At 64.5% G+C, this 17,988-nt stretch carries 20 protein-coding genes; 8 read left to right on the plus strand and 12 right to left on the minus strand.

All coding sequences use genetic code 11. The annotated features are described in order from the left end of the window. Positions 1–34 precede the first annotated feature (34 nt). Positions 35–358: a PqqD family protein gene (locus tag ACT2BZ_RS21865; RefSeq protein WP_457937711.1), complete on the plus strand. Its 324-nt coding sequence runs from the start codon at positions 35–37 to the stop codon at positions 356–358. Here the strand turns inward: ACT2BZ_RS21865 and ACT2BZ_RS21870 are convergent. From ACT2BZ_RS21870 to ACT2BZ_RS21885, 4 genes are all read right to left on the minus strand, one after another. Continuing rightward, on the minus strand, positions 355–2,142 hold the full coding sequence (locus tag ACT2BZ_RS21870) for a glycosyltransferase (protein ID WP_457937713.1): 1,788 nt from the start codon (positions 2,140–2,142) through the stop codon (positions 355–357). The two genes, ACT2BZ_RS21865 and ACT2BZ_RS21870, sit on opposite strands and share 4 nt — an antisense overlap. Before the next feature lie 126 nt (positions 2,143–2,268). Beyond that, on the minus strand, positions 2,269–2,466 hold the full coding sequence (locus ACT2BZ_RS21875) for a hypothetical protein (RefSeq protein ID WP_457937714.1): 198 nt from the start codon (positions 2,464–2,466) through the stop codon (positions 2,269–2,271). 190 nt (positions 2,467–2,656) lie between these two features. After that, complete coding sequence (locus ACT2BZ_RS21880; protein ID WP_457937716.1) at positions 2,657–2,899, minus strand: hypothetical protein; 243 nt, start codon at positions 2,897–2,899, stop codon at positions 2,657–2,659. Between the two features lie 194 nt (positions 2,900–3,093). Next, on the minus strand, positions 3,094–3,858 hold the full coding sequence (locus ACT2BZ_RS21885; RefSeq protein ID WP_457937718.1) for a hypothetical protein: 765 nt from the start codon (positions 3,856–3,858) through the stop codon (positions 3,094–3,096). A gap of 172 nt (positions 3,859–4,030) precedes the next feature. On the opposite strand from ACT2BZ_RS21885, the gene ACT2BZ_RS21890 reads away from it, so the two are divergent. Continuing rightward, the gene (locus tag ACT2BZ_RS21890; protein ID WP_457937720.1) at positions 4,031–4,732 is read left to right on the plus strand and encodes a class I SAM-dependent methyltransferase; all 702 of its coding nucleotides are present in this window, start codon (positions 4,031–4,033) and stop codon (positions 4,730–4,732) included. Positions 4,733–4,742: 10 nt separating this feature from the next. On the opposite strand, the gene ACT2BZ_RS21895 is transcribed toward ACT2BZ_RS21890, so the two are convergent. After that, positions 4,743–4,871: a hypothetical protein gene (locus ACT2BZ_RS21895; protein ID WP_457937722.1), complete on the minus strand. Its 129-nt coding sequence runs from the start codon at positions 4,869–4,871 to the stop codon at positions 4,743–4,745. 318 nt (positions 4,872–5,189) lie between these two features. Here ACT2BZ_RS21895 and ACT2BZ_RS21900 point away from each other — a divergent pair, with 318 nt between their 5' ends. Both ACT2BZ_RS21900 and ACT2BZ_RS21905 read left to right on the plus strand, forming a co-directional pair. Next, a complete protein-coding gene (locus ACT2BZ_RS21900; protein WP_457937724.1) occupies positions 5,190–6,452 on the plus strand; it encodes a class I SAM-dependent methyltransferase in 1,263 nt (420 codons plus the stop codon). 62 nt (positions 6,453–6,514) lie between these two features. Then, the gene (locus ACT2BZ_RS21905) at positions 6,515–6,787 is read left to right on the plus strand and encodes a hypothetical protein (protein ID WP_457937725.1); all 273 of its coding nucleotides are present in this window, start codon (positions 6,515–6,517) and stop codon (positions 6,785–6,787) included. Between the two features lie 18 nt (positions 6,788–6,805). On the opposite strand, the gene ACT2BZ_RS21910 is transcribed toward ACT2BZ_RS21905, so the two are convergent. Beyond that, positions 6,806–8,785 (minus strand): bifunctional 2',3'-cyclic-nucleotide 2'-phosphodiesterase/3'-nucleotidase, encoded by a 1,980-nt coding sequence (locus ACT2BZ_RS21910; protein WP_457937727.1) that lies wholly within the window; start codon positions 8,783–8,785, stop codon positions 6,806–6,808. Between the two features lie 419 nt (positions 8,786–9,204). On the opposite strand from ACT2BZ_RS21910, the gene ACT2BZ_RS21915 reads away from it, so the two are divergent. Beyond that, positions 9,205–9,810 (plus strand): 5-formyltetrahydrofolate cyclo-ligase, encoded by a 606-nt coding sequence (locus ACT2BZ_RS21915; RefSeq protein ID WP_457941413.1) that lies wholly within the window; start codon positions 9,205–9,207, stop codon positions 9,808–9,810. Here ACT2BZ_RS21915 and ACT2BZ_RS21920 read toward each other — a convergent pair. Continuing rightward, a complete protein-coding gene (locus ACT2BZ_RS21920) occupies positions 9,807–10,280 on the minus strand; it encodes an Lrp/AsnC family transcriptional regulator (protein WP_457937729.1) in 474 nt (157 codons plus the stop codon). The genes ACT2BZ_RS21915 and ACT2BZ_RS21920 overlap by 4 nt on opposite strands. A gap of 154 nt (positions 10,281–10,434) precedes the next feature. Between ACT2BZ_RS21920 and ald the strand changes: the two genes are divergently transcribed. After that, a complete protein-coding gene (gene ald, locus ACT2BZ_RS21925; protein ID WP_457937731.1) occupies positions 10,435–11,550 on the plus strand; it encodes an alanine dehydrogenase in 1,116 nt (371 codons plus the stop codon). 208 nt (positions 11,551–11,758) lie between these two features. Then, the gene (locus ACT2BZ_RS21930; protein WP_457937733.1) at positions 11,759–13,069 is read left to right on the plus strand and encodes an outer membrane protein; all 1,311 of its coding nucleotides are present in this window, start codon (positions 11,759–11,761) and stop codon (positions 13,067–13,069) included. 117 nt (positions 13,070–13,186) lie between these two features. Here ACT2BZ_RS21930 and ACT2BZ_RS21935 read toward each other — a convergent pair whose 3' ends face one another. From ACT2BZ_RS21935 to sseA, 3 genes are all read right to left on the minus strand, one after another. Continuing rightward, positions 13,187–13,744 carry an OmpA family protein gene (locus ACT2BZ_RS21935; protein ID WP_457937735.1) on the minus strand — a complete coding sequence of 186 codons (558 nt, stop codon included), beginning with the start codon at positions 13,742–13,744 and terminating at the stop codon, positions 13,187–13,189. A 121-nt stretch (positions 13,745–13,865) separates the two neighbouring features. Beyond that, on the minus strand, positions 13,866–14,435 hold the full coding sequence (locus ACT2BZ_RS21940; RefSeq protein WP_457937737.1) for a GNAT family N-acetyltransferase: 570 nt from the start codon (positions 14,433–14,435) through the stop codon (positions 13,866–13,868). Continuing rightward, a complete protein-coding gene (sseA, locus tag ACT2BZ_RS21945; protein ID WP_457937739.1) occupies positions 14,432–15,283 on the minus strand; it encodes a 3-mercaptopyruvate sulfurtransferase in 852 nt (283 codons plus the stop codon). The genes ACT2BZ_RS21940 and sseA overlap by 4 nt, the downstream gene beginning before the upstream one ends. A gap of 115 nt (positions 15,284–15,398) precedes the next feature. Between sseA and ACT2BZ_RS21950 the strand changes: the two genes are divergently transcribed. Beyond that, entirely contained in the window at positions 15,399–16,025 is a 627-nt protein-coding gene (locus ACT2BZ_RS21950) for a dimethylsulfonioproprionate lyase family protein (RefSeq protein ID WP_457937741.1), read from the plus strand. Positions 16,026–16,055: 30 nt separating this feature from the next. Here the strand turns inward: ACT2BZ_RS21950 and ACT2BZ_RS21955 are convergent, their stop codons facing one another. Both ACT2BZ_RS21955 and ACT2BZ_RS21960 read right to left on the minus strand, forming a co-directional pair. Next, a complete protein-coding gene (locus ACT2BZ_RS21955) occupies positions 16,056–16,799 on the minus strand; it encodes an alanyl-tRNA editing protein (RefSeq protein ID WP_457937743.1) in 744 nt (247 codons plus the stop codon). Further along, positions 16,796–17,833, minus strand: coding sequence for a cysteine synthase A (locus tag ACT2BZ_RS21960; RefSeq protein ID WP_457937744.1), 1,038 nt, complete (start codon positions 17,831–17,833; stop codon positions 16,796–16,798). Before ACT2BZ_RS21960 ends, ACT2BZ_RS21955 begins: the two co-directional genes overlap by 4 nt. Positions 17,834–17,988 lie beyond the last annotated feature (155 nt).

Here is a 17,988-nt window from a genome sequence, read left to right on the forward strand (position 1 = left end):
CTGCTATGATCGACCGCCACCTACGGAGTAGCCCATGTCGCCAGATCCCATGCCCAGGAAAAACGGCTTCGTCGAAGTCGAGGAGATGGACAGCGAGAGCCTGCTCTACCGCAGGCCGTCGAAGACTGCCTCCTATCTCAACGAAACGGCCACGGTGATCTGGAAGCTCTGCGACGGCACGCGCAGCACCGACGACATCGTCGCCATCCTGAGCAAGTCCTATCCCGAGGCTGCCGACCAGATCAGGGCCGACGTCAGGATCACCATCGACCAGCTTATCCAGGCCGGCGCACTGCGCATGGCAGAACCCGGCGACGTCGCCCGTTCCAATGTCGAGATCGAGGAAGAGACCGACTAGTTGCTGTCCTCGGCAATATCGGCCTCCGCGGCGGCCAGCAGACGGTCGGCGACGTCCTTGCCCAGCAGCTCGCGGAAATGCGCGATCATCGGCTCGGTCGGCAGCCCGACCTCGCGGAAGCCGATCAGGTAGTTGCGGATCCTGTCGTCCCAGCGGTTCGGATAGGGCACGCCGAGCGGTCGGTTGAAACGATGCACCCAGCGCAGGAACGGCAGGCACAGCGTACGCTGGCCGGCATTGCGGAACTTCTGGTGGATGTAGCCTTCTTCGCCCCCGAACCCCCTGAATTTAGGGTTGAAGCCGAGCCATGCTTCGCGCCGGCAGGCGAACAGCCCCAGGCCTTGCATCGGGATGTCGAAGGGTTCGCCGTCCGGGTCGTCGGCGCGCGGGTCGGGCTCCCAGGCCCCGTACATGCCTGAGCGCCAGCCCGGCTTGAATTGCGGCGACCAGCTGTCGAGATTGTCGTAGACCAGCGGTCCCTGCAGCAGGTCGCCCGTCTCGGGATTGGCGTCGAAATAGTCGAGCAGGCGCGCGATCGCTCCCGCCTGCACCAGGACATGGCAATCGAGGCACAGCACGAAGTCGCTGTCGGCCTCCTCGAACACGACGTTGCGGATAGTTGTTCCCGTCGGCGTGACAGCCGGCACGTAGCGATAGTTCGGCGCCATCGTGTCCAATTGCTTGAGGGGTGCCGCGCAAGGCCCATCGGGATGGTTGTCGATGACCAGGAAATTTGTCCTGTCGAGTATCTCCGGATGGTAGAGGCGCAGCGCCTGCAGCGTGAAATAGACACCATCGTAATCGTCATAGGTCGCCATGCCGATGGTCAGCGGGCGTCGCTCGCGCGCCGGCGTCGGCGGCAGGATGTCGAACGTCTTTGCTGGCGCCATCGGCTTCGGCGTTGCCTCGCCGCCCGCGTAGCCGGACAGGAAACGCCGCGCCTCCTCCGCCCCGCCAAGCTCGTCGAGCACGAGGCGCACCAGCGTGTCGACCACGCCGTCGAGCTGCGAGAGATCGCCATAGTGCAGAACGAAGGCCGGTGCGCGGCGCGCCAGCTGGGTGACGGCACGAAACCCCTCATCCGCAAGGTTGCGGGCATTGAGGTTGCACTCCATCAGCCGCATGCCGGCCTGTGCGGCAGTAAGCGGCGCGATGCGCAGCGCCGCGCCGGCAGAATAGACCGGAAAGACGGTGAGTCCGCATTCGCGCGCGGCGGCTGCATCCACCTGTTCCACAGGCCGTAGCATCAGGCGTTCGCCCGCTTCCACCGAGGCTGCCGCCTTGAATTGCGGCACTGGCGACGGACTATCGTCGTTTCCCCCCTTGACGACCATGGCACGCGGGAAGCCGACCACCTTCGAAGCATGGTCGATGAGCACCACCACTTCGTCAGTCAGGTAGCCGAACCCCTTGCCAACGAGCCAGCCGGTCAGCGTCGTCTTGCCGGAACCCGTCGGTCCGGCGATCAGGATCGCCCTGTCGCCGTGACTGACGGCGCCCGTATGCAGCGCCACGGCGTGCGCCGCATCGACGATCAGCGCATGGACGACGGCGTCCTGCAGGTGGATGAGAAGCTCGCCGCGCGCCAGTCCCTCAAGGAGCGGTTCGTCTTCGGTATTGAGGGTAAAGAGGCCGTCGGACCCGGTGGAAACATATATCGTGCGACGCGCCGGAGAGTCGCCCGCAATGGCTGCGCCGAACAGCGACCCGATGTCGTCGTGCAGCGTGTCGGGATAGGACAGAGCGACCGACTGGTCATGCAGCGCAAGGGTGATCTCACGCATGGCCAGCGCACCGATACTGGATCTCTGGCGAGACCTGGGGGACGATCATGTCGTGCTGTACTGTCGGGGCACAAGCGCGGCGGACATTCCCAAGCGCCAGCGTTTCGGATCGCTGAGAAACTGTGGCTATTCGGCAGTCGTAAGCGTCGTGAAAGTCGTTCCCGTGCCGGTGGTCGGCGTCGGAGAAGCCTGCGCATGGGCGGGAACGACGATCGACTCGACGACCGGCCGCGTCCATTTCGACGGAAGAGCGATGGTGGCGACGACCGCGCCGCTTGCAACGATCTTCAGCGCCCGACGGCGGCTGACCTTGTTGTTTTTCATTCTGGCACCCTCTCACCGGAACGGCACACCGCGAACGGCTATGAAAATAACCAGTGAACTTCCCCTAAGTCAATCGAGATCAGCGAACGGGCTGCCGGTTGCACGATCGCAGAGCAGTTGTCTGTCAACCTTCAGATCAGGCGCGAAAGTTCCGTCCAAACTCATCGAATGCACGAGGAGATGAGGCCGATCAAACCGGCGTAGTCGGGGTGGGGGTGGTTGTGGTTGCCGTCGTCGTGGTCGCGGTCGTCGTACCCGTGACAGTCGACGTCGTGCCAGTCGTGGGGGTCGGCGAAGCCTGTGCGTGGGCGGGCACCACGATCGACTCGACGATCGGGCGGGTCCACTTCGACGGCAGGGCAATTGTCGCGACGACCGCGCCGCTTGCGACGATCTTGAGAGCCCGCCGGCGGGTGACGTTCTTGTTCTTCATGCAAATCCCTCTCACCGGCCGCTCGTACGAACCTGCGTCAACGTACCGGGCAGGCTTCCGTGAAGTCAACCCGCAGTCTGGCACCCTGTGCCTCGAACCGGCGCATTCGGCCGTTCGAACCTTGCCGATCATGGTTTTGGGCAGTGCTTCGCAGCGTCGGCGACGTAAGGGATCTGGACGACCGCAACCGTCCTCTAGAGCCCCAAGCGCTTGCGGTTGGACTCCCAGTCGGTCTCGCTGACCAGATGCCTGGTCCCGTCCAGAAATTGCTGCCAGCGCCCCTTCATGTCCGCCGGCACGAGGTGGCCGCCGAGGCGAAAATCGGTGCTGCGCTCACGCCAGCTTTCGAGGTTCCTGCTCTGCACCGTCTCGTCAATCCTCCTGCCGTAGCCGCTGACGTGCTCCGTGCCGGTATCCCAGCGGTAGATATAGGAGATGCGGCCGCCGAGGTTAGTGGTCGCCAGCCTGCCGGTTTCGATCAGTTGCTGGTGGAGCGGGTGGTCGGTGTAGAGCGGATGCGTGTCGAGCGGCGCTGCATGTGCGAAATCCGCTCGCATGAGCCAGGAACCCTCGAAGACACCGTCGAGAAGCGAATACTCGGTGTTGCGCTGCGAAATCCAGCAGAGCGTCGGCTTCCAGGCCAGGCTTTCACCGATATTGTCGAAGCAGTCTTCGAGATGCCAGGGCAGATAGAGGTCGTCATCGTCTATCCAGTGGACGAAGTCGGCTCGCGGGTCGGCAAGTTCCAGCATCCGTTTGCGGATGTGGCGCAGCGACCCCTGCGGTGGCTTCTCGTTGACGATGCGCACCCTCGGGTGGTCGAAGCGCAGCGGTATAGGGTGCTGGTTGTGGATCAGAAGCGTGGCGTCGCCAAGCCGCGTCTGCTGCAGGAAACAGGCCAGCGCCTCGCAGACCAGGCCATAGCGTCCATATGTCCCCATCAGGCAGTCGACTTTCATGCCCGCAGTCTAGAACCGGGCATTGCCCGGCGCCAGCCATGCTGTCGGGCACGAGAGCTGCGGCTTCCCTTGGCATTGCCGACCTGCAGCCCTATCTGTCCGGTTCGCGCCGCCTCCGGCAACGTCCCACCCCGCCAGCCCGCTGCCGGGCAGCATACCGTCAGGGTCCACCATGATGACTGCAGCCGCCCAGAACTCTGCCGCCGAACCGCGCTGCCCGATCTGTGGCGGGGTCGAGTTCGGCCCCGGCCCCAAGGGGCGCATGGCGCCGAATGGCAAGGCTCCGCGCTGCGCCGGTTGCCAGTCCCTCGAGCGCCACCGCATCTTCCGCGTCATGTTCGACCGGCTCGGCCCGCAGGATTTCGCAGCGTGGAAGGCAATCCAGTTCAGCCCGGATCCGACGGCCGACCCGGCCTGGTTCGCCGAGCATGAGCTGTCCGTCTATGGCGAGCCCGGCGGCCTCGACATCCAGTCGATCGACCGGCCCGAGGCCGCCTACGACCTCGTCATCTGCTCGCACGTGCTCGAGCATGTCGGCGACGACCGCAAGGCGCTGCACGAACTCCTGCGTATTGCCGGGCCCGACGGGCTGCTTTACCTCGCCTTCCCCGATCCGTTCCGTGAAGACGTGACGCGCGACTGGGGTTTTCCGAAACCGGAAAAGCACGGCCATTGGCGGGTTTACGGCGGCGATGTCGTCGAGCGCTTCAAAAAATACCTGCCCGACCAGCCGGTACTCGCCTATCGCGGCGAGGATCCGGTCACCGGCGAGTGGGAAGGCGCCTTCCTGCTGCCGAAATCGCCCCGGCGCCACAGGTGGATCGCCGAGCGGCTGGGCAGCGCGCTGACGCTGTTTTCGGGCCCGGCCCTGTAACCGGCGGCCGCTAGGCTCCCACCATGGCCGTCAGGCGCTTCAGTTCGAACACCGCATAGCTGACGTAGCGGCCCTCGTTATAGGCGCCGTCCCAGATCAGAAACCCGGTCACGATGCATATGCCGATAACGTATCGCATCTCAGCTCCTCCATTGCGGGAATCATCGGCCTTTTTATGCATTCAAGCAACGGCCAATTGCCTGCCGTCCGCCGTGAATCTAACGCAGCGTGACGTTGACCTGGCCCGCGACGGCCCGCGGGTCGGTCACGGCTGTGCGCCGGCCTCCCTTGATATTTTCGCCAATAGTGCCAGATTTCCCGGCAAACGACCCTGAAACAGGGGCCGACTTCGCCGAAACCGGGATGTTCCGGCGCAGACAGGCCGCTTTTTCGGCGATTTTCCGGGCCGTTTCCGGTATATTCGCGCCACGGTCGAGCGATTGAGGGAGGAGAGATCGTGGCAGGCAGGCTTGACGATGGCGCGACGATTCAGCCGGACGACGCCGTCAGGCTCGACGCGCGAAATTTTTCCGAGATCGCTCGCGGCCTGCCAGCCAAGGCGCGCATGGTGCTGTCGGCGGCGCTGAACCTCGAGCGCGGCTCGCTCAAGATCACCCTGCCCGACCTGCGCAAGATCCTCGTCGTCGGCAAGGCGCCCGGCCCCGATGCCGAGGTGACGCTGAAGAACTGGAAGCTGCCGTCGCGCGCCTTTGCCGGCGGCACCATCGGTGTTGCCGAGTCCTACATGGACGGCGACTGGGAAAGCCCCGACGTCACGAGTTTCCTTGAGCTTTTCGTCGTCAATGTCGAGGCCGGCGAGACCGTTGCCGGCACCTCGAGCTGGATCATGGCGACCATCCATCGCGTGCATCACTGGCTGAACCAGAACACCCGCCGCGGCTCGCGCAAGAACATCTCCGCCCATTACGATCTCGGCAACGCCTTCTACAAGGAGTGGCTCGACCCGACGATGACCTATTCCTCGGCGTTGTTCTCGACCGGCGCCAACGATCTCGAAAGCGCCCAGACCGCGAAGTACCGGGCCCTTGCCAAGGACCTCGACATCGGCGCAAGCGACCACGTGCTCGAGATCGGCTGCGGCTGGGGCGGCTTTGCCGAATTCGCCGCGCGCGAGATCGGCTGCAGGGTTACCGGCCTGACGATCAGCAAGGAGCAGCACGACTTCGCCGTTGCCCGCATGGCCAAGGCAGGCCTGTCCGACAAGGTCGAGATCAAGCTGCAGGACTACCGCGACGAGACCGGCAAATACGATCGCATCGCATCTATCGAGATGTTCGAGGCGGTCGGCGAGAAATACTGGCCGGTCTTCTTCGGCAAGGTGAAGGACTGCCTCAAGGCCGGCGGCAAGGCCGGCATGCAGATCATCACCATCAACGAGCAGGCCTTCCCGATCTATCGCAAGCGGCCGGACTTCATCCAGCGCTATGTCTTTCCGGGCGGCATGCTGCCGACGCCAGCGATCCTGAAGTCGCTCGGCACCGACCACGGGCTTTCCTACCTGCGCGAACGCGTCTTCCCGCAGGACTACGCCCGCACGCTCGCCGAGTGGCGCAAGCGCTTCTGGGCGTCGTGGGAGAATATCAACCCGCTCGGCTTCGACGAGCGTTTCAAGAAACTGTGGGAGTTCTACCTGTACTACTGCGAAGCGGGCTTCCGCGCCGAGTACATCGACGTCCGCCAGGTGATCTACAAGGCCTGAAGCTGGCAGGGCAAAGGTCCTGTCGAGAGGCCGGCATGTTCCAACAAGGCAGGAGACGAGCCATGCGAACCCTCATGATACCCGCACTGCTTCTTTCGATGACCGCAGCGGCGAGCGCCGACCGACAGGCGGCCGACAGCTGCGCGGCGGGCCTCGATCCGGCGGCCAAGACCATCTACGACGAGACGATGTCCAGCAATCCGACGCCCGCAACCGCCAAGGACATCGTCGTCAGCGAGGTGAAGAAGCAGATCTCCGCCGGGACGCTGACCATGTCGCAGGGCAGAGCCGCCGGCGAGGCCGCCGGCGTCTGCCTCAAGATGCTGCCGCAGTAGCCGGGCTGCCCGACCAGCCTAGAGCGTAATCCGGTACCTGGCGAAGCCGTCGGCGCCCTCGCCCGCCGACTCGATCGTCACGCCCTTCACCTCGGCGAGGTGCTCCTTCGCCTTCGGCCCGGTCTCGAAGATCACGCTGGTGCCGTCGAGCGGCGCGAAGCTCCAGTTGGCGTCGGCCGTCGGGTTGATCGTTCCTTTGTCGACGATGTAGCGCACGATCACGTCGCGGTTGGTGTCGGGCGCCTCGAAGATCACCTTCGACTGGTTGATCTCGGGGAAATTGCCACCGCCGCCGGCGCGGTAATTGTTGGTGGCGACGACGAATTTCTGCGCCGGGTCGATCGGCTTGCCGTCGAACATCAGGTCGACGATGCGGTTTGAGCCAGCGTTCAGCACGGCGCCCTTCGGGTCGTATTTAGGCGGCTGCGACAGGTCGATCCTGTAGGTCACGCCGTCGATGACGTCGAAATTGTAGGACGGGAAGTCCGGGTTGATCAGCGGCTGGTCGGCCTTGCCCTTCTCGATCTGGTTGAAGATGCCGGCCGACATTTCCAGCCACTCCTTCACCTGCGCGCCGGTGATCTCCACTGCCCGCACCGTGTTCGGATAGAGGTAGAGGTCCGAGACGTTCTTGATGGCGATGTCGCCCGCCGGCACGTCGGTGTAGTAGCCGGCGCCGCCGCGCCCGCCCGACTTGAAGGGAGCTGCTGCCGAAAGTACCGGCAGGTCCTTCCACTGCGTCTCCTTCAAGAGGTCCTTGATGTACCAGGTCTGCGCCTGGCTGACGACCTGCACCGAAGGATCGTCGGCCACCAGCGCGAAATAGGAATAGAGCGGCGCCGAACTCTTGCCGACCGGGCGGCGCACATATTCCAGCGTCGCCTCGTGGTCGTCCTTCACAGCTGCGACCACCTTCGGGTCGTCCTCGACCGTCGGCACGTTCTTCTTGTCGACGCGCTCGTAAATCGGCCGCGCCTCGGAAGTCGCCGAGACCACCTTCCACGTGCTGCCGTCGCGCTCCAGCAACAGGTCGATGAGGCCCATATGCGAGCCCCAGAAGCCGCCCATGACAGCCGGCGTGCCCTGCAGCGTGCCCTTGGTCGCATCGACGCCGGCAAGATCTTGGAAATCCTTGTTGCCCGGGAAGACGAGGTGCTGGTGCCCGGTGAACACGGCGTCGATGCCCTCGACACCGGCGACGAAGAAGGACGCGTTCTCCATCATCGTGTCCTCTTTGGTGTCGATGCCCGAATGCGACAGCACGACCACGATGTCGGCGCCCTCCTCGCGCATCTGCGGCACCCAGGCCTTCGCCGCCTCGACGATGTCGCGTGTCACGACATTGCCGGTCAGGTTCTTGGCGTCCCAAATCATCACCTGCGGCGGCACGAAGCCGATGATGCCGATGCGGATCGGCTGCTCGCTTCCCGCGCCGTCCTTGATCGTGCGGTCGAGAATGACGTAGGGCTTGAGGTAGAGCTTGTCGTCGCGCGGGTTGGACGCCAGCTGCGTGCCGCGCACCAGATTGGCGCAGACGAAGGGAAAATTCGCCCCGGCGATCACCTTGTCCATGAAGGACAGGCCGTAGTTGAACTCGTGGTTGCCGAGCGTCGAGCATTCGTAGCCGAGAAGGTTCATGCCCTTCATGATCGGGTGGACGTCGCCCTCCTTCATGCCCTTCTCATAGGCGATGTAGTCGCCCATCGGGCTGCCCTGCAAAAGGTCGCCATTGTCGATCAGCATGGCGTTGCCGGCCTCGGCGCGGATCGCGTCGATCAGCGAGGCGGTGCGCGACAGGCCCATCGTGTCGTTCGGCTTGTCGGCGTAGTAGTCGTAGGGAAGCAGGTTCACATGGATGTCGGTGGTTTCCATGATCCTGAGATGTGCCTGGTTGGCCTGCGCGCGGGCGGCGAAGGGATGCAGCATCACCAGCGCGCCGGCAGCGGCAGAACCGGACAGGAAGGACCGGCGCGAAAGCGGGAGAACGACATGGGACATGATTTTCCTCGTGAACTGAAGCGATACCCCGAGCCAGAGACAGCAAGTTTCGCGCCGAAGTCATGGCAAGTCCAGCAGGAAGCAATGACACCACAATGACTGTCCTTGCGTCATCAGCTTGTGCGGAAGGCTTGGCGACTACTTTTGCCTGCATCGCCTCGGGTGATCAGCGGGGCGCTGCACTGGCCCGCGGCATGGATCCAAGGGCAGCTCGGCGAGACCGGCCGGTCGGCTCTGCACCCATCGATAGCCGCGCCTTGTCGCAATACCCGGCCGGCGTTTCAGTCGCAGCATGTCGCGATCGCGCGTGCCGGCCGGCTGCAGGCGCACTAACCTTCCCCGCCCAGGAGAGGAGCAAGCAGGTGACTGACGAGACCGAAGCTGACGAAGGCGCGCACTACGCCTCGCCGCCCTGTTTCATGCACGAGCTCGACGCCAGTGGTGCCACGCGGCCCGTCGACGCCGCGCCCTGGGCGGATGTGGCGCGCTGGCGCAAGGCCGAGCGGGCGCGACTGATCGAGGCGCGGCTTGCAATCCCGGCCGATGTGCGCGCCTCGATGGCGCAGAAGATCGCGGCAGGGCTGGACACCGCCATCGGTGACGTTGCCGGCCGCCTGGTCAGCCTCTACTGGCCGTTTCGCGGCGAACCGGACATGCGCCCCTGGATGGCCTCGGTGATCGATCGCGGCGGCGCCGTCGCCCTGCCCGTCGTGGTGGAGAAGGCGCAACCGCTGGTCTTTCGTGCCTACAAGCCCGGCGACCGGCTGGAAAAAGGCGTCTGGAACATCCCCATTCCCGCCGAGGGCGATCCGGTGCTGCCGGACGTGGTTATATCGCCGATCGTCGGCGTCGACCCGCAGAACTACCGGCTCGGCTATGGCGGCGGCTTCTTCGACCGCACCCTGGCGGCGATGCCGAAAAAGCCGCTGGTCATCGGCATTGGCTACGAGATGCAGCGCATCGCCACCATTTACCCGCAGACGCACGACATCCCGATGGACCGGATTGTTACGGAACAGGCCTAGGCGAGCTCGGGCTTCATGCCTACGGAAGTGCGGTCGACGACCTCGCGCAACGCAAAGGAGGAATTGATCTTGGTGACGTGCGGCATGGCTGTCAGCCATTCCTTGTGGATGCGCTCGTAGTCCTGCAGGTCGCGCGCGGCAATCCGCAGGATGTAGTCGTACTCACCAGACATCAGGTGGCAGGAGAGGATGTTGGGGCAGCGCTTCACGGCAGCCTCGAAATCCGACAGCGTCTTTTCGAACTGGCCTGACAGCGAGATATGCACGATTGCCGTCATCTGGTGTCCGAGCGCGGCGTTGGAGAGTTGCGCGTGGTAGCCGCGGATCACCCCGGACTTCTCGAGATTGTCGAGCCTGCGCGAGCAGGCCGACTGCGACAGTCCGACCCTTTCGGCCAGCGCCGCATTGGGCATCCTGCCGTCTCGCTGCAGCCAGTCGAGAATGGCGATATCGATCCTGTCCAATGACATTCGTCGAATTTCCTTCGAATAATCGTCTCAGATGAACAACGATTAGCGAATCGCGCGTCTCCACGCAACGACATATGCAAACACGTTCGGTGCCCAATCTGGTACATTCTGCGGATGGAGAAAGCGGCTGCATTGCCGCAGAGGAGAGAGAACGATGCGCGTCGGCTGCCCCAAGGAAATCAAGAACCACGAATATCGCGTCGGCCTGACCCCGGGCGCGGTCCGCGAATACGTCGCCCACGGCCATGAAGTGCTGATCGAGACCGGCGCCGGCGCCGGCATCGGCGCTGACGACAATGCCTACCGTGCGGCCGGAGCGACGATCGCCAAGACCGCCGCCGACGTGTTTGCCAAGTCGGACATGATCGTCAAGGTCAAGGAGCCGCAGCCCGGCGAGTGGGTGCAGCTGCGCGATAACCAGATCCTCTATACCTATCTGCACCTGGCGCCCGATCCGGAGCAGACAAAGGGCCTGCTCGCCTCCGGCGTCACCGCCATCGCCTACGAGACCGTGACCGACGACCGCGGCGGCCTGCCGCTGCTCGCGCCGATGTCCGAAGTCGCCGGTCGCCTGTCGATCCAGGCCGGTGCGACCGCGCTGCAGAAGGCCAATGGCGGCCGCGGCATCCTGCTCGGCGGCGTGCCGGGCGTGCTGCCGGCCAAGGTCGCCGTGCTCGGCGGCGGCGTCGTCGGCCTGCATGCCGCCAAGATGGCGGTCGGCCTCGGCGCCGACGTCACCATCATCGACCGCTCGATCCCGCGCCTGCGCCAGCTCGACGATATCTTCAACGGCCGCGTCCATACCCGCTACTCGAGCATCGAGGCTCTGGAGGAGGAGTGCTTCTCGGCCGACGTCGTCGTCGGCGCCGTGCTGATCCCGGGCGCCGCAGCACCGAAGCTCGTTACCCGCGAAATGCTGTCGGGCATGAAGAAGGGCGCAGTGCTGGTCGACGTCGCCATCGACCAGGGCGGCTGCTTCGAGACATCGCACGCCACGACCCATGCCGAGCCGACCTACGAGGTCGACGGCATCATCCACTATTGCGTCGCCAACATGCCGGGCGCAGTGCCGATCACCTCGGCCCAGGCGCTCAACAATGCGACCCTGCATTACGGCCTGCAGCTTGCCGACAAGGGCATCAAGGCGATCCTCGACGACCAGCACCTGCGCAACGGCCTGAACGTCCACAAGGGGCGCATCACCAACGGCGCCGTCGCCGATGCGCTGGGCTACGAACTGGCCGAGCCGAAGGTCGTGCTGGCCGCCTGAGCGGTTCGCAACCCTTCAAAAAGAGCAGTTTCCCAGCAGCCGCGGGGTGCCCACGAATGGGCAGCTCGCGGCCCTTTTTGCCCGTCGAACGCCATTTCCCCAACGTTTTCCGACTTCTGCGGCAATCTGTTGCGCGTTTGCTACAGAAACAGCGACGACGAACTGATAAGCTTCCCCCGCGTTAATCGTGGGGGTGGGTAAAGTGTTGTTGAAAAAATTCAGTGGTCTTCTGCTTGGAGCCGTCTCAATCGCGACCGTGGCAACGGCGGTGCATGCCGCAGATGCTGTGATCCCGGAACAGCCAGTCGAGACCGGCTTCAACTGGAGTGGATTCTACGTCGGACTGGGCGGTGGGTTCGGCGCCAACGTGCCGAAACTGAGCACAGCGCTCGTTCCCGGTGGCTCATTCGACGGTATCGGGGCCGAAGGCCTGTTTGGCGAAGTCACGGTCGGTTACGACTACATGGTTTCGCCCCGCTTCCTGGTCGGCGCCTTCGCCGACGCCCACTACGGCAACATCGAGACCACGCTGGATATCCCGGCACTTCCGCTCAACGTCGATGTGACGGACAAGTACGGCTTCGATGTCGGCTTGCGGCTCGGCTATCTCGTTACGCCGACAACGCTGGGCTACGTGCTCGGCGGTTATGCCTGGCAGAAGGCGGAACTCGACGCGGGTGGCCTCGGCGGCGAATTCGACTGGGACCGCGACGGCTATTTCCTTGGCGTCGGCATGGAGAGCGTGATCACCGGCAACTGGACGCTGAAGACGGAATACCGCTTCACGCAGTTCAGTTCGTTCAACGCGCTTGAGGAGTTCGGCGCACCGCCCGGATTTCTCGACAGCGCCTCGTCGAGCCATACCTTCCATGTGGCAGCCAACTACCGTTTCGGCGCGGAGAATGGCGGCGGATCCAGCTTTGAGGTCCCGTTGTACAACTGGACCGGCTTCTATGCAGGCGGTGCGCTCGGCGCCGGCGCGGTGGTGCACGAGTTGAACTCGAACATCGCGCCCGGCGGTATAACGTTCAACGGTCTCGGCGGCGAAGGTGTGTTCGGCGAACTGAGCCTTGGCTACGACCATGACTTCGGCAACTGGGTCGGCGGCATCATGGTGGACGGCCGCTACTCGGGTATTTCAACCGAGCTCAACACCGGTGCGTTCGGCGCCGGCACCTTCAGCATCGACGCCGACTATGGCTTCGATGTCATTGCCCGGGCCGGCATGAAACTGAACGACGGCACCCTGGCCTACGCGCTGGCCGGTTACAGCTGGCAGCACTTCGACCTCGACGCCTCGAGCATCGGCTTCTCCCACGACTGGGACTCGCACGGCTTCTCGGTCGGCGGAGGCCTCGAGACGGCGGTGAACGAACACGTCACGGTCAACCTCGAGTACCGCTATGCGCAATTCGACAGCGAGGACTTCTCGTCGCTGCTCGGCGCCGATCCCGGCAGCCTCGAAAGCGAGGCGTCCTTCCACACCGTCCGTCTCGGCGCCAAGTACAAGTTCAACTGAGCCACAGACCTTGCGTTGAAAAAGGCCCGTCGCAATCGAGCGGCGGGCCTTTTTTCATTGCGTGCCCCGCTGACCGGTATGGCAGCGAATGCGGCAGATTCCGGCGCCGGTTAGCGCCTACTGCAGGAAGTCGTCGAAGCGGCGCAGCGTGACGCGGCGGTTGCGCCAGTTCTCGTTCTGCGTCGGGACCAGCAGGAAGTCCTCGCCGTAGCCAACCGTCTCGAGCGCCCGGCGCGGGATGCCGAAATCCCGGACCAGCGTCCGCTTGAGCGAGGCGGCGCGATCTTCTGAAAGCAGCAGGTTGGCGGACTGCGAGCCGACCGCGTCGGTATGGCCCTCGATCAGCACCCTTGTGCCGGGCCGGCGGCTGAGCAGTCGATCGAGCGCATCGGCGATGTTCTCGACCTTGCCGTATTGCGAGCGCGGGATTTCCGACGAGCCGAAGGCAAAGTTGATCGACTGGATATCGATCGAGGGCGCCATGCGGCGCAGGTCGGGCCGGCGCTTGAATTCCCGCACCGTGGCCCTCTGGTCCGGGCGGATCTTCATGCGTGGCGCCACTTCGAGCTGTCGTTCGATCTGGCTCGCCGAAGGTGTGGCTGACTGGGCCCCGGCCAGCGACGGGAACGCGAGGGCCGCAAGTGCAAGGGCAGCGAAAGAGCGGCGGGTAAGCATGGTCGGTCTCCATTGTTTCGGGCCATCGGCCGCATCGACTGGACCCACATTTGCAGAGCCAAGCTGAAGCCGCGGTGAACGCCGCATTCAGGCGGCATTGCCAGCCAGGGAGCTTCGGCGCCTAGCCGCGCATGACGCTCTTCGAGCGTTCCGCCAGCGTCAGCGGCTGTACCATTTCCTTCTGCTGGCCCACCGGAGAGAAGCCAAGCTTCTGGTAAAGCGGCAGCGCGGCCGGATGGTCGAGCGTGCAGGTCTGGACCGAAATCTGCTTCGGCCCGGTCGACCAGGCCGCCTCGATGGCGGCACCGAGGAACCAGCGGCCGAGCCCGAGGCCCGTGGCATGCTGCATCATGCCGAAATAGGCGATTTCTGTCTCGTCAGGCTGGTGCGGATTGATGTCGAAGAAGCCGGCAGGCACGCCGTCGAGATAGAGCACCCGGATGTCCCGGCCCTTGGCATGGATCTTTTCGGCGAGTTCCTCGTCGCTCAGCCGAAGGACGTTGACCCAGTGCCATTTCCGGCCGACCCGATCCATCAGGTAACGGTAGAAGTGCAACGGCATGTCGCGCGTCTTCATCAGCGCGATGTGGCGGTTCATCGGTGGATGCGCGTAGTGCGCCGGCTGCCGGGTCATTTCGAGGAAGGTTACCGTGACGGGGATCGCCTCGGGCCGCTTTGCTGCTTTGGTCATTCCTTGCCTGTCTCCACCGGCGTGTCCGATCTGCTGCCCCATTCGCTCCACGAGCCGTCATAGAGGCGGTTCGCCGAATGGCCGAGTGTCTCGAGCGCCAGCGTGATGATCGCGGCGGTGATGCCCGATCCGCATGACGTGACGACGGGTCTTTCGAGATCGACGCCGGCCGCCTCGAAACGGGCGCGCAACTGGTCCGGCGGCAGCAGGCTGCCATCGCGCGAGAGCAGCGACGCAGGCAGGCTGCGGGCGCCCGGCATGTGGCCGCCGCGCACGCCTTGCCGCGGCTCCGGGTCGACCCCGGCGAAGCGGCCGGCCGGCCTGGCGTCGGCGATCTGGCTCTCGCCGGTTTCGACGATCCGCCGCATGGCGTCGAGAGACGCCACGCGCGTCTTGTCGAGAACCGCGTCGAAGAGGTCGGGCGCGATCCTGGTGGCCTCGTCGGTGACCGGACGGCCCTCGCTCTTCCAGCGGTCGAAGCCGCCATCGAGAATGAACACCTTCTGCGCCCCCATGACGCGGAACATCCACCAGACCCGTGGCGCCGAGAACAGCCCGGGACCGTCGTAGACGACGATCGTGTCGCTGATGGCGATGCCCATCGATCCGGCATGGCGGGCGAAGGTGCGCGCGTCGGGCAGCGTATGCGGCAGGGCAGAGTCCGGATCGACCACCGCGTCGTGGTCGAAGAAGATGGCGCGCGGGATGTGGGCGGCCTCGTATTCGGCGCGCGCGTCCCGACCCTGCGCCGGCAGGTACCACGACCCGTCGACGACGCTGAGACCCGGATCCTTCAGATGCGCCTCGAGCCAGTCGCCCGTTACGAGGAATGGGGAATCTTCTTTCATGTCTTCTCCCTTGCGCAGATTGGAGGCCGAAAACCACTCCATCCACGTCGCATTTTTCGTACCGCGCCCAAAACAGCAAAGCTACTAAAAGTGAAGATGTTTCGAGAGCGGTAGCATGAACACGTCGCTGGACTTCACGGCCTCACCGGCGGACGAACTTGCCGCTGCCATCGAAACCCTCGTGGCCAATGCCGCGATCGCCTATGCCGCATCCGGCGTCGATGCGGCGGCCGACCTCGTCCCCTTCCGGGCAACCGCAGCACGCGCTGCCGTTACCCAGCCGCCCGCCCTGGTCAACATAGCAGCGGCGCTTGAGGGGATGCCGCACGGCGCGCTGCGCACGGCGCTTGAGGCCTGCGCGTCACGCCTGCCATGGACCGCCGGCGACCTGCCCAAGAGCAGCGCCATCGTGGACCGGTTCACTTTTATCGAGATAGCCGGCCCCGATGGTCTTGGCGGCTCCGACGCGATGCGCTTCGGCCTCTACCTTCAGGCGCCGATGACCGACTATCCGCCGCACGATCACGAGGCGGAGGAATTCTATTACGTGCTGTCGGGCGACGCGCAGTGGCAGAAGAACGACGGCCCGTTCGCAACCATGCTCCCCGGCACGATGATCCATCACCTGCCGCGCGACCGCCACGCGATGCGCACGCTCAATGCACCGCTGCTGGCGATGTGGATATGGACGGGCGACATCGACATGGCCACCTACCGGCTCGACGGGGCTATGGAAGCCTAGCGATTCTGGGCGCAGAGGCCGGCGAACGCGTCACTCCGCGGGCAACGGACCGAAGCGGATGCGGAAGCGGCGGTTCTCGCGCCCCTTCTTCTCGATCTTGCCGATGTGAATCTCACCGACTTCGCCGGTCGACTTCACATGGGTGCCGCCGCAGGGCTGGCTGTCCACCCTGCCCTCCTCGCCGATGCAGACCAGCCGGATGCGGCCGGTGCCGGACGGCGGACGCACGTTCTTCGACTTCACCAGGCCCGGATTGTCCGCGAGTTCCTCGTCGGTGATCCAGCGCGTGAAGATCGGATGGTCCGCACTCACCAGTCCCATCAGTCTTTCGGTAGCATCGGCCTTGTTGAAGGCGGCATCCGGAATATCGAAATCGACGCGCGACTCCTCCGGACCGACCGCAGCGCCGGTGATCGGATAGGGGCAGATGACGGTGAGCAGGTGGCAGGCCGTGTGCATGCGCATCAGCCGGTGGCGCCGTTCCCAGTCGATCGCCAGCCGCAGGGTCTCGCCCACCTTCGGCACGGTCTCGTCGGCCACCGGCACGTGGATGATCTCGTCCTTGGTCTCGCCGGTGATCGTCGCAGCGATCTCGATATTGCCGCCACGCGGAAAATGCAGGTGCCCGGTGTCGCCCGGCTGGCCGCCGGAGGTGGCGTAGAAGATGGTGCGGTCGAGGACGATTCCGCCACGATCGTTTACGTGGAGCACCGTCGCCTCGGCCGTCCTGAGATAGGCATCGTCCCGAAACAGGGTCTCCGTCGCAAAGCTCATTGCGGAACGGTCTCGAAGGGCACCGATATATCGGAAACCCTTTCCATCCAGCCGGGCACGGGCAGGCTCTTGCCACGCAGGAACTCCGGATTGAAGAGCTTCGACTGGTAGCGCGTGCCGTAGTCGCAAAGGATGGTCACAATGGTGTGCCCCGGACCAAGTTCGCGCGCCAGCCGGATAGCGCCGGCGATGTTGATGCCCGACGAGCCGCCGAGGCACATGCCCTCCTCCTGCACCAGATCAAAGACGATCGGCAGCGCCTCAGGATCGCTGACCTGAAAGGAGAAGTCCGGCGTGAAATCCTCAAGATTGGCGGTGATGCGGCCCTGGCCGATGCCTTCGGTGATCGAACTGCCCTCCGATTTCAGCACGCCCTCGGTATAGAAGCTGTAGAGCGCGGCGCCGAGCGGGTCGGCTAGCGCGATCTTGACGGTCGGCTTCTTGCCCTTCAGCCCGGCAGCGACGCCGGCCAGCGTGCCGCCCGTGCCCACCGCCGAAACGAAACCATCGACCTTGCCGTCGGTCTGCGTCCAGATTTCCTGCGCGGTGGTGCGGATATGGCCGTCGCGGTTGGCGACATTGTCGAACTGGTTGGCCCAGATGGCGCCGTTCGGCTCGGTCTTCGCCAGTTGCTCGGCCAGCCGGCCCGACACCTTCACGTAGTTGTTGGGGTTCTTGTACGGCACCGCCGGCACTTCGATCAGTTCGGCGCCGAGCACGCGCAGCGCATCCTTCTTCTCCTGGCTCTGCGTGTCGGGAATGACGATCACGGTGCGGTAACCGAGCGCCTTGGCGACCACGGTGAGGCCGATGCCGGTATTGCCCGCAGTTCCCTCGACGATGACGCCGCCTGGCCGGAGCAGCCCCCTCGCCTCGGCGTCGCGGATGATGAACAGGCCGGCGCGATCCTTGACGGACTGGCCGGGGTTCATGAACTCGGCCTTGCCGAGGATTTCGCAGCCGGTTTCCTCCGAGGCGCGTCTCAACCGGATGAGCGGCGTGTTGCCGATCGTGTCGATCACCGAACGGTGCATGGATTCGTTCCTTCTTTGTCGAGCACGACCCTAGAAACCGCCGCGCAGCCTTTCAAGGGAGGAATTTTCGCTCCGCCGGGCATATCCGGACGCCAAGTCTCAGCAACTGCGCCGGCGCGCCATATTGCATTCGCCGTCACCATCGTTAATGACGG

The sequence above is a fragment of the Mesorhizobium sp. 10J20-29 genome, from assembly GCF_054130485.1.

Bases quoted from the DNA above. Each gene is read 5' to 3' on its own strand.
- ACT2BZ_RS21910 (WP_457937727.1), bottom strand. From the start codon at position 8,785: ATGTCCCATGTCGTTCTCCCGCTTTCGCGCCGGTCCTTCCTGTCCGGT.
- ACT2BZ_RS21895 (WP_457937722.1), bottom strand. From the start codon at position 4,871: ATGCGATACGTTATCGGCATATGCATCGTGACCGGGTTTCTGATCTGG.
- sseA (WP_457937739.1), bottom strand. From the start codon at position 15,283: ATGAAAGAAGATTCCCCATTCCTCGTAACGGGCGACTGGCTCGAGGCG.
- ald (WP_457937731.1), top strand. From the start codon at position 10,435: ATGCGCGTCGGCTGCCCCAAGGAAATCAAGAACCACGAATATCGCGTC.
- ACT2BZ_RS21885 (WP_457937718.1), bottom strand. From the start codon at position 3,858: ATGAAAGTCGACTGCCTGATGGGGACATATGGACGCTATGGCCTGGTC.
- ACT2BZ_RS21915 (WP_457941413.1), top strand. From the start codon at position 9,205: ATGCACGAGCTCGACGCCAGTGGTGCCACGCGGCCCGTCGACGCCGCG.
- ACT2BZ_RS21865 (WP_457937711.1), top strand. From the start codon at position 35: ATGTCGCCAGATCCCATGCCCAGGAAAAACGGCTTCGTCGAAGTCGAG.
- ACT2BZ_RS21890 (WP_457937720.1), top strand. From the start codon at position 4,031: ATGATGACTGCAGCCGCCCAGAACTCTGCCGCCGAACCGCGCTGCCCG.
- ACT2BZ_RS21875 (WP_457937714.1), bottom strand. From the start codon at position 2,466: ATGAAAAACAACAAGGTCAGCCGCCGTCGGGCGCTGAAGATCGTTGCA.
- ACT2BZ_RS21920 (WP_457937729.1), bottom strand. From the start codon at position 10,280: ATGTCATTGGACAGGATCGATATCGCCATTCTCGACTGGCTGCAGCGA.
- ACT2BZ_RS21940 (WP_457937737.1), bottom strand. From the start codon at position 14,435: ATGACCAAAGCAGCAAAGCGGCCCGAGGCGATCCCCGTCACGGTAACC.
- ACT2BZ_RS21935 (WP_457937735.1), bottom strand. From the start codon at position 13,744: ATGCTTACCCGCCGCTCTTTCGCTGCCCTTGCACTTGCGGCCCTCGCG.
- ACT2BZ_RS21870 (WP_457937713.1), bottom strand. From the start codon at position 2,142: ATGCGTGAGATCACCCTTGCGCTGCATGACCAGTCGGTCGCTCTGTCC.
- ACT2BZ_RS21950 (WP_457937741.1), top strand. From the start codon at position 15,399: ATGAACACGTCGCTGGACTTCACGGCCTCACCGGCGGACGAACTTGCC.
- ACT2BZ_RS21880 (WP_457937716.1), bottom strand. From the start codon at position 2,899: ATGAAGAACAAGAACGTCACCCGCCGGCGGGCTCTCAAGATCGTCGCA.
- ACT2BZ_RS21905 (WP_457937725.1), top strand. From the start codon at position 6,515: ATGCGAACCCTCATGATACCCGCACTGCTTCTTTCGATGACCGCAGCG.
- ACT2BZ_RS21955 (WP_457937743.1), bottom strand. From the start codon at position 16,799: ATGAGCTTTGCGACGGAGACCCTGTTTCGGGACGATGCCTATCTCAGG.
- ACT2BZ_RS21960 (WP_457937744.1), bottom strand. From the start codon at position 17,833: ATGCACCGTTCGGTGATCGACACGATCGGCAACACGCCGCTCATCCGG.